General features: G+C 41.4%; 18 protein-coding genes. 11 read left to right on the forward strand and 7 right to left on the reverse strand.

Features of this window, described 5'->3' with window-relative positions; genetic code table 11:
• The first annotated feature begins 82 nt into the window (after positions 1-82).
• Positions 83-1336 (forward strand): MFS transporter, encoded by a 1254-nt coding sequence (locus tag ACTD55_RS04085; protein WP_438863036.1) that lies wholly within the window; start codon positions 83-85, stop codon positions 1334-1336.
• Here the strand turns inward: ACTD55_RS04085 and ACTD55_RS04090 are convergent.
• Genes ACTD55_RS04090 through ACTD55_RS04100 form a run of 3 tightly spaced genes read right to left on the reverse strand, consistent with a single transcriptional unit; the run spans position 1308 to position 2577 of the window.
• Complete coding sequence (locus tag ACTD55_RS04090) at positions 1308-1547, reverse strand: VF530 family DNA-binding protein (protein ID WP_438863037.1); 240 nt, start codon at positions 1545-1547, stop codon at positions 1308-1310. The genes ACTD55_RS04085 and ACTD55_RS04090 overlap by 29 nt on opposite strands.
• Positions 1544-2074, reverse strand: a complete 531-nt coding sequence (locus ACTD55_RS04095; RefSeq protein WP_438863038.1) for a DUF6942 family protein — start codon at positions 2072-2074, stop codon at positions 1544-1546. Before ACTD55_RS04095 ends, ACTD55_RS04090 begins: the two co-directional genes overlap by 4 nt.
• A gap of 2 nt (positions 2075-2076) precedes the next feature.
• Positions 2077-2577: a GNAT family N-acetyltransferase gene (locus ACTD55_RS04100; RefSeq protein WP_438863039.1), complete on the reverse strand. Its 501-nt coding sequence runs from the start codon at positions 2575-2577 to the stop codon at positions 2077-2079.
• A 101-nt stretch (positions 2578-2678) separates the two neighbouring features.
• Between ACTD55_RS04100 and xthA the strand changes: the two genes are divergently transcribed.
• From xthA to ACTD55_RS04115, 3 genes are read left to right on the forward strand one after another with little or no spacing between them, the layout of a single operon-like run.
• Positions 2679-3482: an exodeoxyribonuclease III gene (gene xthA / locus ACTD55_RS04105; protein ID WP_438863040.1), complete on the forward strand. Its 804-nt coding sequence runs from the start codon at positions 2679-2681 to the stop codon at positions 3480-3482.
• Positions 3483-3512: 30 nt separating this feature from the next.
• Positions 3513-4157: an energy-coupling factor ABC transporter permease gene (locus tag ACTD55_RS04110; protein WP_438863041.1), complete on the forward strand. Its 645-nt coding sequence runs from the start codon at positions 3513-3515 to the stop codon at positions 4155-4157.
• A 57-nt stretch (positions 4158-4214) separates the two neighbouring features.
• Complete coding sequence (locus ACTD55_RS04115) at positions 4215-4559, forward strand: hypothetical protein (RefSeq protein WP_438863042.1); 345 nt, start codon at positions 4215-4217, stop codon at positions 4557-4559.
• Between the two features lie 116 nt (positions 4560-4675).
• Here ACTD55_RS04115 and yfbV read toward each other — a convergent pair whose 3' ends face one another.
• Positions 4676-5122, reverse strand: a complete 447-nt coding sequence (gene yfbV / locus ACTD55_RS04120) for a terminus macrodomain insulation protein YfbV (protein ID WP_438863043.1) — start codon at positions 5120-5122, stop codon at positions 4676-4678.
• Between the two features lie 237 nt (positions 5123-5359).
• Here yfbV and trxB point away from each other — a divergent pair, with 237 nt between their 5' ends.
• The 4 genes from trxB to infA all read left to right on the forward strand — a co-directional run bounded on the left by trxB (position 5360) and on the right by infA (position 8112).
• Entirely contained in the window at positions 5360-6310 is a 951-nt protein-coding gene (gene trxB / locus ACTD55_RS04125) for a thioredoxin-disulfide reductase (RefSeq protein WP_438863044.1), read from the forward strand.
• Between the two features lie 48 nt (positions 6311-6358).
• The gene (aat, locus tag ACTD55_RS04130) at positions 6359-7069 is read left to right on the forward strand and encodes a leucyl/phenylalanyl-tRNA--protein transferase (protein ID WP_438863045.1); all 711 of its coding nucleotides are present in this window, start codon (positions 6359-6361) and stop codon (positions 7067-7069) included.
• A gap of 1 nt (position 7070) precedes the next feature.
• Positions 7071-7769 carry an arginyltransferase gene (locus tag ACTD55_RS04135; protein WP_438863222.1) on the forward strand — a complete coding sequence of 233 codons (699 nt, stop codon included), beginning with the start codon at positions 7071-7073 and terminating at the stop codon, positions 7767-7769.
• A 124-nt stretch (positions 7770-7893) separates the two neighbouring features.
• A complete protein-coding gene (gene infA / locus ACTD55_RS04140; RefSeq protein WP_006003271.1) occupies positions 7894-8112 on the forward strand; it encodes a translation initiation factor IF-1 in 219 nt (72 codons plus the stop codon).
• 87 nt (positions 8113-8199) lie between these two features.
• Here infA and clpA read toward each other — a convergent pair whose 3' ends face one another.
• Entirely contained in the window at positions 8200-10461 is a 2262-nt protein-coding gene (gene clpA / locus ACTD55_RS04145; protein ID WP_438863046.1) for an ATP-dependent Clp protease ATP-binding subunit ClpA, read from the reverse strand.
• A 155-nt stretch (positions 10462-10616) separates the two neighbouring features.
• The gene (gene clpS / locus ACTD55_RS04150; protein WP_438863047.1) at positions 10617-10937 is read right to left on the reverse strand and encodes an ATP-dependent Clp protease adapter ClpS; all 321 of its coding nucleotides are present in this window, start codon (positions 10935-10937) and stop codon (positions 10617-10619) included.
• A gap of 207 nt (positions 10938-11144) precedes the next feature.
• On the opposite strand from clpS, the gene cspD reads away from it, so the two are divergent.
• Positions 11145-11357 (forward strand): cold shock domain-containing protein CspD, encoded by a 213-nt coding sequence (gene cspD / locus ACTD55_RS04155; RefSeq protein WP_438863048.1) that lies wholly within the window; start codon positions 11145-11147, stop codon positions 11355-11357.
• Between the two features lie 68 nt (positions 11358-11425).
• On the opposite strand, the gene ACTD55_RS04160 is transcribed toward cspD, so the two are convergent.
• Positions 11426-13651, reverse strand: coding sequence for an NADP-dependent isocitrate dehydrogenase (locus ACTD55_RS04160; RefSeq protein ID WP_438863049.1), 2226 nt, complete (start codon positions 13649-13651; stop codon positions 11426-11428).
• Positions 13652-13814: 163 nt separating this feature from the next.
• Here ACTD55_RS04160 and ACTD55_RS04165 point away from each other — a divergent pair, with 163 nt between their 5' ends.
• On the forward strand, positions 13815-14384 hold the full coding sequence (locus ACTD55_RS04165; RefSeq protein WP_438863050.1) for an rRNA large subunit pseudouridine synthase E: 570 nt from the start codon (positions 13815-13817) through the stop codon (positions 14382-14384).
• An 88-nt stretch (positions 14385-14472) separates the two neighbouring features.
• Positions 14473-15570, forward strand: coding sequence for a tRNA 2-thiouridine(34) synthase MnmA (gene mnmA / locus ACTD55_RS04170; protein WP_438863051.1), 1098 nt, complete (start codon positions 14473-14475; stop codon positions 15568-15570).

A 15570-nucleotide genomic window follows, 5' to 3' on the forward strand; every position in this document is an offset into this window, starting at 1 on the left:
AACAAATAACTTTATATATTTGTTTATATTTCATCTTCACCACAGGTGAGAAACGAATCTTTTCCTCAATCGAAGCGCAAACATGACCTCAACCAAAGCCCATTTGATTCTATTAACGACTATGCTAGTCAGCATCGTCAGTACTATCGGGATTGCTTTACCTTATCCCGTACTCGCTCCACTGTTTTTGGCAAATAACGACAGTCACTTGTCTGTTTTCATGCAAATAGATCCCAAATTACTATTGGCAGCATTACTGGCGGCTTATCCATTTGGAATGTTATTAGGAAGCTCTTTTATTGGCGCACTATCAGATAGTTATGGGCGAAGAAAAGTATTGCTTATATCCTTAATACTGAGCACAGCAGGTTATATTCTGACCGTGATTGCAGTGATAACTGAACATTTCTTACTGTTTTTTATTGCCCGTTTTATTACCGGATTATGTGAAGGTAATATTTCGATAGTGCGCGCCATTGCTGGTGACTTACATCCTGTTATTGATAAAACCCGTTCATTCTCGTGGCTATACGCCATTACCTATTTAGGGTGGCTAATTGGGCCACTGCTTGGTGGATATCTAATGCTTTACGGAGCTGAAATAGTGTTTTACACCGCAGCACTGATGGTGGGATTGTCAGTAATATTGGTCTGGTTATGGGTGCCGGAAACGACAATTAACAACGAATGCGGCCCAACCCGTTTATTTACAAAGATACGTCAACAAAATTCATTCGGATTGTTAAAGTTTCCACTGATCAGACATGTTTTCTGGATATATCTGCTCATTATGTTGGGGTTAAATGGCTTGTACGAATTTATGCCGGTATGGCTAGTGGATCAATTTCAATTCAATAGTCTGCAAATAGGCTGGGCTAATGCCATTTTCACCATGTTAATGGTGATTACCAGCGCTTTAATCGTGGAACGTGTTAAACAACGATTGGGATTGTTGCCGACAATATTATGCGGGATCACCAGCTTAAGTATATTGATGCTATGCGTATTCTGGATCCCATTAAAGTATCTATACCTCTATGTTGCTTTAATGGGAATTGCCAATGCGTTGTATAACGGTTTACTACCGGTATTCATTACCGATACATTCAGTCAGCAAAATCAGGGACGTTTGTTAGGCTTACTATCCAGTATATTTTGTCTGGCCAATATGCTATTTGCCTTGTTGGGCGGTGCGATTAGTTTACTTGGTGCGCAATGGAGCATGTTTACTGGAGGCATAATGTTGTTACTAGGGCTTTGCTATTTACTTGTTTTTAAACACCACCTATCGACGAACCCCAATTTGATTACTGATCCTTCACCCAAGGGCTGTTAATTGTGCGGATATATAAGGCTTCAACTTCAGCCCTAGCCCAGGGAGTACGTCGCAAAAACTTGAGGCTGGATTTCACACTGGGATCATTCTGAAAACAACGAATATTGATTAATTTACCCAGCTGTGACCAACCGTAATGCTGCTCTAGCTTTATGACTATTTGTTCAAGAGTTATTCCATGTAATGGATTGTTTGGCTGCTTTTCAGTCAAGGGTAATTCTCTCTAAATGTATTAATTAATAGCGCCAGTCTTTCGATACGCTCATTGGTTAACTGACGGTAGTCGAAATAAGGACACACAATCATGTTATGTTCACGACATACAGCAAAATGCGCATCAAGCCATTCAAAGGCGTAGTCAGTGAAACTTGTTAAACCGTGGGTTTTACCACAAATAATCCGAATGACTTGTCGATTACCACTGTTTTTGGGTGAACCAAAAATCAATGCCGTACCACTGCCCGCTTGCAACAATGTGCTATCACGATAATCCTGCCATGTTGACGTCGACGAGGTAAAGGTAAATCGCTCCGCACTAAGGGCAAATATCAATTTAGCATAGACATTAAATACTTTACGCCAGCCATTGCCACAGCTTTGCCCTATGGCATAAAGTTCACCCGGCAATAAGGGGGAAATCTGTTGCAATTGCAGGTATTCAGTTAGCGGTGGTGTATTGGCAATATAAACCGCAATTTGATAGTTGTTATCACCCAGGCCTTTTTCTAGTTCTTTCATCTTTAGCTGTACAATTGGCAGTCTTGTTGCTCGCCAGGTAAACGGACTAATTGTTGGTAACCTAACCCCAATTTTTCCAATAATTGGATCGAGGCAATATTATCAGGCGAGACTATCGCAATCACTTTATCTTGTTTTAAATCTGTTCTCGCATATTTCATGATGGCCTGAGCGGCTTCAAAAGCATACCCTTGGCCACGATATTTTTGCAAAAATCCATAACCGATATCAATATGCTCCAATCCTTCTCTTTTAATCAGCCCAGCCATTCCGATGGGTTCATTACTGCCAGCCATACAAACTAACCATAGCCCAAATCCATGGGTCACATAACTCTTTTGCGGGCCATTAATAATATAACGACGGGCATCTATTTTATTACGCACCCCACGATCACCAATAAACCGGATAAAGTCAGGCTCATTAAGTAATAAGTAAATAAATTCAGCATCATCAGTGGATATATGCCGAATCAGCAAGCGTGGAGTGTTGACTATATTCAATGTAACTGTGCCCTAAATTGATCAGCATTGTTCGGTCTCACTGGCAATATCAGCAAACAATTTGCTACCATGCGAGCAATATATCTGTTTGAGAAAAGTAAATGAAGTTTATCTCTTTTAACATTAATGGCCTACGAGCCAGACAGCACCAATTACAAGCACTAATCGACAAACATCAGCCCGACGTTATAGGTTTACAGGAAACCAAAGTCCACAACGATATGTTCCCCCTAGAGGAAGTTGAAGCTACCGGATATAAGGTTTTCTACCATGGACAGAAAGGTCATTATGGCGTGGCTTTACTTTGTAAACAACCGCCAGTTGATGTGCAGTACGGATTCCCAAGCGATGAAGACGATGCCCAGCGACGCATGATTATGGCAACGGTAGAAATGCCGGATGGACAGAAAGTGCGAGTGTTAAATGGTTATTTTCCACAAGGCGAAAGTATTGATCACCCACTCAAATTTCACGCCAAAAGAAAATTCTACGCTGATTTAAACCAATATCTATCGACTCTTGGCTCTGATGAACAAGTGATTGTGATGGGTGATGTCAACATATCTCATCAAGATTGTGATATTGGTATCGGTGAACCTAATCGTTTGCGTTGGTTAAAAACTGGAAAGTGCAGTTTTTTGCCCGAAGAACGGGAGTGGTTAGATCGTTTGTTAGCTCGCGGGTTTAAAGATAGTTTTCGTGAATTACATCCGAATGTGGATGACCAATATAGTTGGTTTGATTATCGCTCCAAAGGTTTTGACGATAATCGTGGGCTACGCATTGATTTGATCCTTGCCACAGAAAAACTCCATACTCGTTTGGTGGATGCCGGCATTGATTATGAACTGCGCGGCATAGAAAAACCGTCAGATCACGCTCCTATTTGGGCAACCTATCAATGAGTCATATTATCCGATTAAGTCGTTGTTAGTATGGATATAATGCATAGTGTGGCCCTGCTTATATATGTTTTTGTCGTTGGTTGGGCTCTAAAAGCCTCACCGTTACTGCAATTAGTCCAACATGGTAAGACTCAACATTTAGTTTTCGGCAGTAGTGTTTGTCTCTTTTTACTCTGGTTATTTCGTACCGGAATTTATCCCGGTTTGAATGTGCACTTTTTGTGGTTATCAGCCTTACCCTTGGTATTAGGATTAAGGTGGGCCATTATCGCCTCCGCGATTGCCTTAATCTGTACCACCTTAGCGGGTTTGGAAGATATATCGATGTTAGGGATTAACGGCCTGCTCGGTTGCCTGGCCCCCATCGCAATGAGCTATCTAATTTTTAGTCTATCGTTTCACAAACTGCCTCGACATTTGTTTATTTATATATTTGTATGTGCTTTTGCCGGTGGCATTATTGCGTTAGCGTTAAAAATGTTACTCATGAGTGGTTATTATTACTTAAATGGTATTTATGATTGGCAAACCATCATGGATAACTATTTGATCCTTACACCATTGTTACTATTTCCAGAAGGCATGCTCAATGGCATGACTATCACTCTGCTAATTATTTATTTACCCGGCTGGGTTAGCACTTTTTATGACAAACATTACTTGCATAATAAATAATCAAAACCTCTAAAGTTCTAATTTATAGCGCCGATATATTCGTTGGAGGGTAGTAAAATGAATATATCGGTAAACTTTGCTTCCGATGTACCAGTTCAGCCATTTGGGCATCGGTCAGCAACAACACAACAGGCTCAATCGTCTGATAAAGTGGCTGTGCAAGCGGCTGACGCAACAACAGACGTTAATAAGGCCAATATTGCTCGGGAAATAAACGCTCAACCGGATGAGTTGGCTTCCAGTAAGATGGAATTACAAGCCAATAACAAGGATTATAAAATTAAAATGCTGATTGAACGCCCAGCTGGCACGACAACGTTAAAAACTGAGTTGAATTTTTACAAAAAAAATCCTCAGCAAGCCGCGTTGATGGATAAACATAATGTGGATCTTTTAGCCTAAAATTAACGGCCAAAGTTAATATTGGTAAAAGATCCTCTTATATTACTGTTGAGACTTGCCTTAGGCATCACACAAATTCCGCAAACCATCTTGGTCACCCATTCTTTTTTTAAAACCTAAAACCACTGACGGGTAAATACCTTATCTAACTCATCAAATGCGGTTTTTAATAAACGGGCTAATTCTTTATAAGTAGGTTTGGCTTTGACTGCCTGCAATCGACAACCTTGTGCCTGCATTTTCTGATGGATATCACGATACCAATGCACCATTGAAGGTGGTAACGCCTGATTAGCTCGATGCCCTAACCACAATAATCCTTGTAATGGCAAACTAAGTAAAAACGCAGCCGACGCCAACGCCTGAGGTAACTGTTCAACCCCAAAATAATTATATTGCAATGTGACGACCGCCACAGCCATAGGAGGAACGACTTTAATACTGAACTTGGTCGCAGCAACCACCCGACACTCGGGAAATAACCCGTACAATTCCTTTTTTTGAGGCCATACCTGCATATACTGCTGACCTTCTCTAAACATCATTGCCAGTGTCTGTGCCATAACAACAACTCCTCTTTCGATATGACTAAGATTACCTTTTAATCACCTATATCGCTAATTTAAATTAGACTTTAATTATGACTATTAGTTACAAAACATATCCAATTAACACCAAAATCATGCAGATTAATTTTAAGATAAACTTGAAATACAACAATTTGCGCCCATTTATTCAAAACATTACATTGTGTGCTTATCATGTAAGCCGCTGTTACTCATAAATTGATGGAGTTTTTCATGTCCGAATCAAGACATTGTCGTCTACTTATTTTGGGCTCAGGCCCTGCTGGTTACGCCGCTGCCGTTTATGCCGCCCGAGCCAATTTAAACCCGGTGTTATTAACCGGGATCCAGCAAGGCGGCCAATTGACCACCACCACAGAAGTTGAAAACTGGCCTGGTGATCCGGAAGGCTTAACTGGCCCGGATTTAATGGTTCGTATGCAAAAACACGCTGAAAAATTTAACACCGAAATTATATTCGATCACATTAATAAAACTGATTTTAGCCAGCGCCCTTTCACGTTAACCGGTGACAATGGCACCTATACCTGTGATGCATTAATTATCGCGACAGGGGCATCGGCCAAGTATTTAGGCATGGAAAGTGAACAAGCCTTTATGGGTAAAGGTGTTTCAGCCTGTGCAACTTGTGATGGATTTTTCTATCGCAACCAGAAAGTCGCCGTTGTCGGTGGTGGTAATACTGCTGTGGAAGAAGCCCTGTACCTTTCCAACATCGCCTCTGAAGTTCACGTTATCCATCGTCGTGATAGCTTCCGCAGTGAAAAAATTCTAGTCGATCGTTTAATGGATAAAGCCCAAAACGGTAATGTAACGTTGCACCTGAACCGCACGCTTGATGAAGTCATGGGCGACGAAATGGGCGTGACTAAAATTCGCATCAAAGATACCCAGTCTGATAGCACTGAAGAAGTTGATATTATGGGCTTGTTTATTGCCATTGGACACCAACCCAACACAGCAATTTTTGAAGGTCAGCTTGAGATGCAAGATGGCTATATCAAAGTGCAAAGTGGTTCTGAAGGAAATGCTACTCAAACCAGCGTAAAAGGTGTTTTTGCTGCGGGTGATGTATCCGACCACATTTATCGCCAAGCAATAACCTCAGCGGGCACCGGTTGTATGGCCGCATTGGATGCCGAAAAATATCTTGATGCTTTATAGTAAGATAATGATATAAAGGCCTCTTTTGAGGCCTTTATATTCTTCTCCATGTCCTTAGTTCTGACCAAAATAAATCAACAATTAACCTTCCCGGACGTGGAAATGGCACTGGATGAGCCTGATGGTTTATTAGCATTTGGAGGGGATCTATCCATAGCCCGGCTTTTATTAGCCTATCAAAGCGGCATTTTCCCTTGGTTTAGTCAAAATGAACCCATTATGTGGTGGTCTCCCTCACAAAGAGGCGTTTTACCTTTAAGCGACTTTCATTGCTCCAAAAGTCTTAAAAAATTAATCCGCAAAAATCACTATCGGATTAGTTTAAATCAGGATTTTGAACAAGTTATTCAATTGTGCGCCAATATTCCAAGAATGGATAATGGTACCTGGATCACCAATTCAATGATTCAAGCCTATCAGCGACTCCACCACCATGGTCATGCACATTCCATTGAAGTCTGGCAGCAAAATGAATTAGTGGGTGGTTTATATGGAGTGTCTGTTGGACGGGTGTTTTGTGGTGAATCCATGTTTCATCTCCACGCTAACTGCTCAAAACTGGCAATGTTTTGGTTAGTGCACTATTTACAACTACATCAATTTGATTTTATTGACTGTCAAATGGTTACCCCGCATTTGGCAACCATGGGGGTCATCGCTATGCCACGTAAACAGTTTATTGACGCCCTGAATTTGTCAGTCAATCGTCAGGATACCTTGCCTGATGATATATGGAGTGCAAAAGTACTCAATGGCTAATATGAAATTCGGCATTACTCAAGTTTTTCAATGTGCTTATTTACCCGATCAGCAAGAGCGATTGATCGTATTAGCAGAGCAATCCGCAGAACTTCAACAACCCTATGAAAAATTACTCAATTCCGGTTTTAGGCGCAGCGGTGAGCAAATATATCGTCCACATTGTATAAATTGCCAAGCATGTCAGTCATTACGTATCCCCGTTGACGCATTCAAACCATCGCGTAGCCAAAAGCGCATTATGAATAAAAACCAAGATATAAAAATAGTCATCAATCGCATCGAACAAGATAACTATTACGCTCTCTACCAACGCTATATTAATCAACGCCATCATGACGGCAGTATGTTTCCGCCTAATAAAGAACAGTATGAAAGCTTTCTAACTCAAGATGTTGCCAAGCAATTGTTTATTGAACTGTGGCTGGATAATCAACTGGTTACTGTAGCTGTCACCGATGAAGTATCTAATGCGCTATCCGCGCTATATACATTTTATGCACCAGAATTAGATGAACGTTCACTTGGCACTTATGCCATACTATGCCAGATTAAGCAGGCCAAGATGCTCGGGAAACCCTATCTTTATCTTGGCTACCAAATTGATGCCTGCTCAAAAATGAACTATAAGGCGAAATATTACCCACATCAGCGCTTTATCGACAATAAATGGCTGGATTTCGTAAAAAATACAGACTAATGCTTTACTCTTAGCCGTTTATTGGGCAAAATCTGCGCGGCTTTTTATCATTGATCAAAACGTAACGTTATTCAGCAAAAATATATGATTGAGCGTTACTTTAAAACAGAGGTTTTTTAACTAGATGGCGAAAGAAGATTGTATTGAAATGGAAGGTACTGTTCAGGATACCCTTCCAAATACTATGTTTCGAGTTGAACTTGAAAATGGTCACGTTGTAACTGCACATATTTCCGGCAAAATGCGCAAAAACTATATCCGTATTCTGACTGGTGACAAAGTGACCGTTGAAATGACGCCATACGATTTATCTAAAGGTCGGATTATTTATCGCGCCAGATAGTGCTGTTTAAGCTTAATATAACCAAGCTTGGTACCAACAAAAAACCCAACTATAAAGTTGGGTTTTTTAGTATCTGTATTTGAGACGTTATTTCACTTTCTCTTTTTGCACCTGGTATTTGAAGTCAAGCTGATCATCTTTAACATCAATCACCACATCTCCCCCTTGAGCTAACTCACCAAATAATAGTTCATTAGCTAATGGTTTTTTGACTTGCTCTTGAATCATACGGGCCATTGGTCTGGCTCCCATACTCTTATCATAGCCTTTTTCAGCTAACCAAAGGCGAGCGGCATTGCTCACTTCGAGAGACACGCCTTTCGCATCCAGTTGAGCTTGCAATTCAACCACAAACTTATCAACCACTTGCAAGATAACCTCATTATCCAGATGATTAAACCAGACGATGCCGTCGAGACGATTACGAAACTCAGGAGTAAACACTTTATTGATTTCACCAAGCGCATCATGGCTGTGATCCTGCTGTTTGAAACCAATAGATTTGCGAATAGTTTCAAGTACCCCGGCATTGGTTGTCATTACTAACACAATGTTCCTAAAGTCCACTTTGCGGCCATTATTATCGGTTAGGGTACCGTGATCCATTACTTGCAATAAAATGTTGTAGATGTCGCTATGGGCCTTCTCAATCTCATCTAACAATACTACGGAATAAGGGTTTTTGATTACCGCATCGGTTAGCATACCACCTTGTTCAAATCCCACATATCCGGGAGGAGCGCCAATTAAACGACTGACCGCATGCCGCTCCATATATTCGGACATATCAAAACGAACCAGTTCAACTCCCATTATTTTGGCTAATTGTTGGGTCACTTCTGTTTTACCTACCCCGGTTGGGCCGGCAAACAGGAAGCTACCAATGGGTTTTTGTTCATTACCCAAACCAGAACGTGATAAGCGGATTGCATTAGTTAATGTATCGATAGCCTCATCTTGCCCAAATACCACCATTTTAAGATGGCGATCCAGGGTTTTGAGTACTTCTTTGTCAGAAGCGGAAACGGATTTTTCCGGAATACGGGCAATTTTGGCAATGATATGTTCAATATCGGCCACGCTAATGGTTTTCTTGCGCTTCGAGACAGGCAATAAACGTTGACTAGCTCCCGCCTCGTCCATTACATCAATAGCCTTATCCGGTAAATGCCGTTCATTAATGTATTTAGCCGATAATTCTGCCGCAGCCTTGATCGCCTGACGAGTAAAACGCACGCTATGATGTTCTTCATAGCGACTTTTTAAACCCAGCAAGATTTTAGTGGTATCTTCCACACTGGGTTCAACAATATCGACCTTCTGGAAGCGACGCGCCAGCGCCCTATCCTTCTCAAAAATACTTTGATATTCCTGATAAGTAGTAGAGCCAATACAACGCAACTCGCCACTGGATAGCTTGGGTTTTAATAAATTAGAGGCATCCATTACCCCTCCGGAAGCAGCCCCGGCTCCAATAATGGTATGGATCTCATCGATAAATAAAATCGCGTCCGGATCTTTTTCCAGTTCGTGTAATATCGCTTTTAAACGTTTTTCAAAGTCACCACGATATTTAGTGCCCGCTAATAAACTGCCTAAATCCAACGAATATACGGTGGCGTTCTCGATTACCTCGGGAACATCTTTTTGTACAATCCGGTACGCGAGTCCTTCAGCTATAGCGGTTTTACCCACTCCAGCTTCACCCACTAGCAAAGGATTATTTTTGCGACGACGACATAGTATCTGAATAGTACGTTCAACTTCGCCATCCCGGCCAATCAGAGGATCAATCTTTCCTTGTTCAGCCATCAAATTAAGATTACTGGAATAGCGTTCCAGCACACTGGTACGATCATCACCATCGCCAGATTCTTGTTCGGTTTCAATTTGAGCTGGGCGGTCTTCTTCGCTCTTGGACACACCATGAGAAATAAAATTGACCACATCCAATCGGGTTACATCGGACTTTTTCAGAATATATACCGCTTGAGATTCCTGTTCAGAAAAAATAGCCACTAACACATTAGCACCCGTTACTTCTTCTTTACCGGACGACTGCACGTGAAAAACAGCTCGCTGTAATACTCGTTGAAAACCTAAGGTAGGCTGAGTTTCTCGCTCGTTACTTTGCTCTTCTAAAATAATTGGTGTGGTGTCTTTTACAAAATCTTCTAATTCATTCTTAATACTTTGTATATTGGCTCCACAGGCTTGCAACGCTTCACAGGCCGAAGCATTGCCTAACAAGGCCAGCAACAGGTGCTCTACGGTCATAAATTCATGCTTATGCTCCCGAGCAAAGATAAAGGCTTCATTCAGGGTTTGTTCCAGATCTTTATTTAACATCTGTTGGATCCTCATACTGCGTCATTATTCAGTTCAGGCCAATGATCGTACTGTTTTAACTATCAATATCGTGATCAACTTTATCAATCACCTATCAGTTAACAGCATCCTATTGCTAAACCATCGCATGAATACTTCTATTCTATATGTCCAGTTTACGCCTGTTCCAATGAACACATCAATGGATGTTGATGTTTACGCGCGTACTGATTAACTTGCATCACTTTTGTTTCTGCCACTTCTGCACTATATACGCCACATACGGCTTTACCTTCATAATGCACAGTCAGCATAACTTGATTCGCTTTTTCAATATTCATATTAAAAAAACTCACCAATATCTCGACGACAAAATCCATTGGGGTGTAATCGTCATTATTTAGCATCACTTTATACATTGGCGGCGGTTGTATTTTTTTCTTAACCGCATCCAGCTGTTTTTCGTGGCTTATTCCTACTGCATTCACTTCTTTCATAAAATAATAGCTGTTGGGGTCTACTTTAACCCTATTTATACCGCGAAAGTGACTATTTAATAAAATAATTAAATTAGACTTGACACATTTAGGTTAAAAAACCTACAGTTTTAGGGAACATTTGGATTTCTCCAGATGTTTATGTCCCAATTAACAATATTGGGACAAGCAAGAGATAGTTCAAGGGATTACAGAGGAAACAGAAGTATGGCAGTTGGCAAAGTCAAGTGGTTCAACAATGCAAAGGGTTTCGGTTTTATTGTACCTGATGATGGTGGTGAAGACGTGTTTGCACATTATTCAACTATTCAAATGGATGGATATCGCTCCCTTAAAGCAGGTCAGGAAGTTAATTTTGAGGTAGAAGCCGGACCTAAAGGTTTGCATGCAGCAAACATATCCGCAGAACCCCAACAATAAATCATATAAACAATAAAAAAGCAGATGATAATTCATCTGCTTTTTTTTATGGTCAAAGAATAATAATTTTAACCAATAATATTATTCAGCGTATCGCTCGGGCGCATCACTTTGGCGACTAAGCTTTCGTCAGCATGATAATAACCGCCTAAATCAACAGCCTGTCCTTGTGTTGCCATGATTTCAGAAATGATTGTCTGTTCATTTTCCTGCAGGGATTTAGCAATAGGCTGGAAATGAGCTTGCAATTCAGCATTATTAGTTTGAGAAGCCAAGTCCTGAGCCCAATACAGCGCAATATAAAAATGGCTGGTACGGTTATCGTGCTGACCCACTTTGCGACTTGGAGACTGGTTGTTGTCGAGTAATTTGCCCACGGCAACATCCAAAGACTTAGCCATGATTGCCGCTTTATCATTACCTTTTAGGTTAGCCAAATGCTCAAGGGACGCACCTAATGCACAAAACTCACCTAAAGAATCCCAACGTAAATGATTTTCTTCCACTAATTGCTGAACATGTTTTGGCGCTGACCCACCTGCGCCGGTTTCAAATAATCCACCACCATTCATTAATGGCACAATGGACAACATTTTGGCGGAGGTACCGACTTCCAAAATAGGGAATAAGTCGGTCAAGTAATCACGTAAAACGTTACCGGTTACCGAAATAGTATCCTTACCGACTTTCATACGGGCTAATGACAATTCGGTTGCTTCAACTGGAGACATAATTTGAATATCCAGTCCTTTAATATCGTGATCTGGTAAATACTGTTGTACTTTTTTGATCAACTCTGCATCGTGAGCACGGTCTTTATCTAACCAGAATATCGCTGGTGAACCTGTGGCTTTGGCGCGATTAACCGCTAATTTTACCCAATCCTGAATCGGCGCATCTTTAGCCTGACACATACGCCAGATATCACCTTGTTCAACATCATGCTGATGGATAACTTCACCACTTTCGCTGACAACCCTAATTTGACCATTTCCCGGTGCCACAAAAGTTTGTGGATGGGAGCCGTATTCTTCCGCTTTTTGCGCCATCAATCCAACATTCGAAACACTGCCCATTTCAGCAGGATTAAACGCACCATGCTTAATACAGAACTTAATAGTTGCGTCATAAACGCCCGCATAGGAACTATCAGGAATAACGCACTTGGTATCAGCTTCGCGACCATCGGGTCCCCAACCTTTACCACCAGCACGGATTAAGGCAGGCATGGAGGCATCGATAATAACATCACTAGGTACGTGTAAATTACTGATGCCCTTATCAGAATTAACCATGTATAAATCGGGTTGCGCCGCAAAACATTGTTGAATATCAGCTTCAATGGCCGCTTTTTGGTCTGCGGGCAACGCCGCAATTTTGGCCACGACGTCGCCAAAACCGTTATTTGGATTAACACCTAGCTCGGCAAATAAATCAGCATATTTACTAAATAATTCTTTGCAGAAAACTTTGACCGCATAACCAAAAATAATCGGATCTGAGATCTTCATCATGGTCGCTTTCATATGTAACGAGAACAAAACACCCTGTTGTTTAGCATCGGCAATTTGTTGTTCTAAAAATGCACATAAGGCATTTTTATTCATTACGGTAGCATCAACCACTTCACCGGCTTGTAACGGAATATTGGCTTTTAGTGTTTCAACTTGATTGTCAGCGCCAATAAATTCAATAGCGACGTTTGTCGCTTTAGCAATAGTGGTAGATTTTTCATTATGGAAAAAATCGTTGTCGGCCATGGTAGCAACATGGGTTTTGGAATCGCTCGTCCACTCTCCCATGCTATGCGGATGTTTTTTGGCAAATTCTTTTACCGCTAATGGCGCCCGACGATCGGAGTTACCTTCGCGCAATACTGGGTTAACCGCACTACCTTTAATTTTTTCATAGAGCGCTTTTACCTTAGCGTCTTGTTCGGTTTTTACTTCATTCGGATAGGATGGAATGGCATACCCATGAGATTGTAGTTCTTTAATCGCTGCATCAAGCTGTGGAGCCGAAGCCGAGATATTAGGCAATTTAATCACATTTGCATCGGCCAGTTTGACTAAGTCACCTAACTCGGCAAGATCATCTGATTGACGTTGAGACTCGTCCAAAAAATCAGGAAATTGCGACAATATACGTCCCGCTAACGATATATCCTTGCTGCCTACCGTAATCCCCGCGGCTTTGGTATAAGCCTTAACAATGGGCAAAAATGATCCGCTGGCCAATTCAGGCGCTTCATCTACTTTGGTATATATGATGTCAGGCTTGTTTTCACTAGTCATGTTACTTTTAGGCTCCTGGATATTGCATATAAATGCTTAATTAAAAACAATTTGACGACAATAAATGCATTATCGTTCTTCAATGTGGTGTGGGATAATAAACAATTCAACAATTAGTGCAAATTGCCAAATCTTATTTTATATCCCAAAAGGATTATTCTCTATGGCTAAACATCGGCCTTCGAATAAAAATATCAGTAAGCAGAAAGTTGTTCTGTTTAATAAACCTTTCAATGTGTTATGCCAGTTTACCGACGCTGAACAGCGCCCTACTTTGAAAAACTTTATCGATATTACCGATATTTATGCTGCTGGACGATTAGACCGAGATAGTGAAGGTTTGCTGGTATTAACCAATAATGGCAAATTACAACATAAATTAGCCGATCCCAAACATAAAACCAGTAAAACCTATTGGGTTCAAGTAGAAGGACAAATCAATCAGGAAAAATTACAACAACTGGAAAAGGGCGTCGAGCTTAAAGATGGTATGACCTTGCCTGCCAAAGCCACGCTTATCGATGAGCCTGAACTGTGGCCACGTAATCCCCCAGTTAGATTTAGACAGCATATTCCAACTAGCTGGATCAGCCTGACGTTGACTGAAGGTCGCAATCGACAAGTACGCAGAATGACAGCCCATGTCGGTCACCCCACACTGCGTTTAATCCGTTACCGCGTTGGTAACTGGACACTCGATGGTATCGCCAGCGGTGAATATATTGAGATCTAATCTATTCCCATATCATGGGTGATTTTAAGCACCTGATTTGCTAGAATGCGCCTCCCATAATTTTCGGAAAAGTCCTTCGTTTTCAATCATGTCAGAAAATAGTCAAACAAAAGTCATCGTCGGTATGTCCGGCGGAGTAGATTCATCCGTATCAGCTTACCTTCTTCAACAGCAAGGCTATCAGGTTGAAGGACTATTTATGAAGAACTGGGAAGAGGATGATTCTGATGAATATTGCGCTGCGGCGCAAGATCTGGCCGATGCCCAAGCCGTTGCCGATAAGTTGGGTATGCCCTTGCACACCATCAATTTTGCCGCCGAATATTGGGATAATGTTTTTGAGTATTTTTTAGACGAGTACCGTTCTGGCAGAACACCTAATCCCGATATTATGTGCAACAAGGAAATTAAATTTAAAGCCTTCCTTGAATTTGCCGCCGAAGAGCTGGGCGCAGATTATATTGCCACTGGCCATTACGTCCAACGGGGTATGCAAAATGGCCAATGGCAGATGCTGCGTGGTCACGACAGTAATAAAGATCAAAGTTATTTCTTGTATACCTTAAGTCATGAGCATATTGCGCAAACGCTCTTTCCTATTGGCCATCTGCAAAAACCGGAAGTACGCAAAATTGCCGAGCAACAAGGCTTGGTCACTCACGATAAAAAAGACAGCACTGGCATTTGTTTTATTGGTGAACGTAAATTTAAAGACTTTTTGAGTCAATATTTGCCCGCCCAACCTGGCGTCATCGAAACTGCTGAAGGCGAAGCCATTGGTGAACATGAAGGATTGATGTATCACACATTAGGTCAGCGCAAGGGGCTACATATTGGTGGCTTAAGCCAATATGGTGAAGAACCTTGGTACGTGGTAGATAAAGATATTGCCCGAAATGTATTAATTGTTGGTCAAGGTGCCGATCATCCATTGCTTTACTCAACTGGACTAATTGCTAACCAACTGCATTGGGTCGACAGACTGGGACCACAAACTAGTTTGCGATGCACAGTGAAAACCCGCTATCGGCAGGAAGATATCCCCTGTCAGTTGACGGTGCAGCAGGACCATATTGAAGTACACTTTGACGAGCCACAAAAAGCCGTTACGCCAGGACAATCTGCGGTGTTTTACCAAAATGATGTGTGTTTAGGTGGTGGCATTATAGAGAGTTATATTCGATAA

This window comes from Neptunicella sp., from assembly GCF_048268085.1.
In the GTDB taxonomy this organism is placed as follows: domain Bacteria; phylum Pseudomonadota; class Gammaproteobacteria; order Enterobacterales; family Alteromonadaceae; genus Neptunicella.

Coding starts and splice junctions, on each gene's coding strand:
- ACTD55_RS04085 (WP_438863036.1), top strand. CDS start 83: ATGACCTCAACCAAAGCCCATTTGATTCTATTAACGACTATGCTAGTC.
- ACTD55_RS04095 (WP_438863038.1), bottom strand. CDS start 2,074: ATGAAAGAACTAGAAAAAGGCCTGGGTGATAACAACTATCAAATTGCG.
- xthA (WP_438863040.1), top strand. CDS start 2,679: ATGAAGTTTATCTCTTTTAACATTAATGGCCTACGAGCCAGACAGCAC.
- ACTD55_RS04110 (WP_438863041.1), top strand. CDS start 3,513: ATGGATATAATGCATAGTGTGGCCCTGCTTATATATGTTTTTGTCGTT.
- ACTD55_RS04115 (WP_438863042.1), top strand. CDS start 4,215: ATGAATATATCGGTAAACTTTGCTTCCGATGTACCAGTTCAGCCATTT.
- yfbV (WP_438863043.1), bottom strand. CDS start 5,122: ATGGCACAGACACTGGCAATGATGTTTAGAGAAGGTCAGCAGTATATG.
- trxB (WP_438863044.1), top strand. CDS start 5,360: ATGTCCGAATCAAGACATTGTCGTCTACTTATTTTGGGCTCAGGCCCT.
- aat (WP_438863045.1), top strand. CDS start 6,359: ATGTCCTTAGTTCTGACCAAAATAAATCAACAATTAACCTTCCCGGAC.
- ACTD55_RS04135 (WP_438863222.1), top strand. CDS start 7,071: ATGAAATTCGGCATTACTCAAGTTTTTCAATGTGCTTATTTACCCGAT.
- infA (WP_006003271.1), top strand. CDS start 7,894: ATGGCGAAAGAAGATTGTATTGAAATGGAAGGTACTGTTCAGGATACC.
- clpA (WP_438863046.1), bottom strand. CDS start 10,461: ATGTTAAATAAAGATCTGGAACAAACCCTGAATGAAGCCTTTATCTTT.
- clpS (WP_438863047.1), bottom strand. CDS start 10,937: ATGAAAGAAGTGAATGCAGTAGGAATAAGCCACGAAAAACAGCTGGAT.
- cspD (WP_438863048.1), top strand. CDS start 11,145: ATGGCAGTTGGCAAAGTCAAGTGGTTCAACAATGCAAAGGGTTTCGGT.
- ACTD55_RS04160 (WP_438863049.1), bottom strand. CDS start 13,651: ATGACTAGTGAAAACAAGCCTGACATCATATATACCAAAGTAGATGAA.
- ACTD55_RS04165 (WP_438863050.1), top strand. CDS start 13,815: ATGGCTAAACATCGGCCTTCGAATAAAAATATCAGTAAGCAGAAAGTT.
- mnmA (WP_438863051.1), top strand. CDS start 14,473: ATGTCAGAAAATAGTCAAACAAAAGTCATCGTCGGTATGTCCGGCGGA.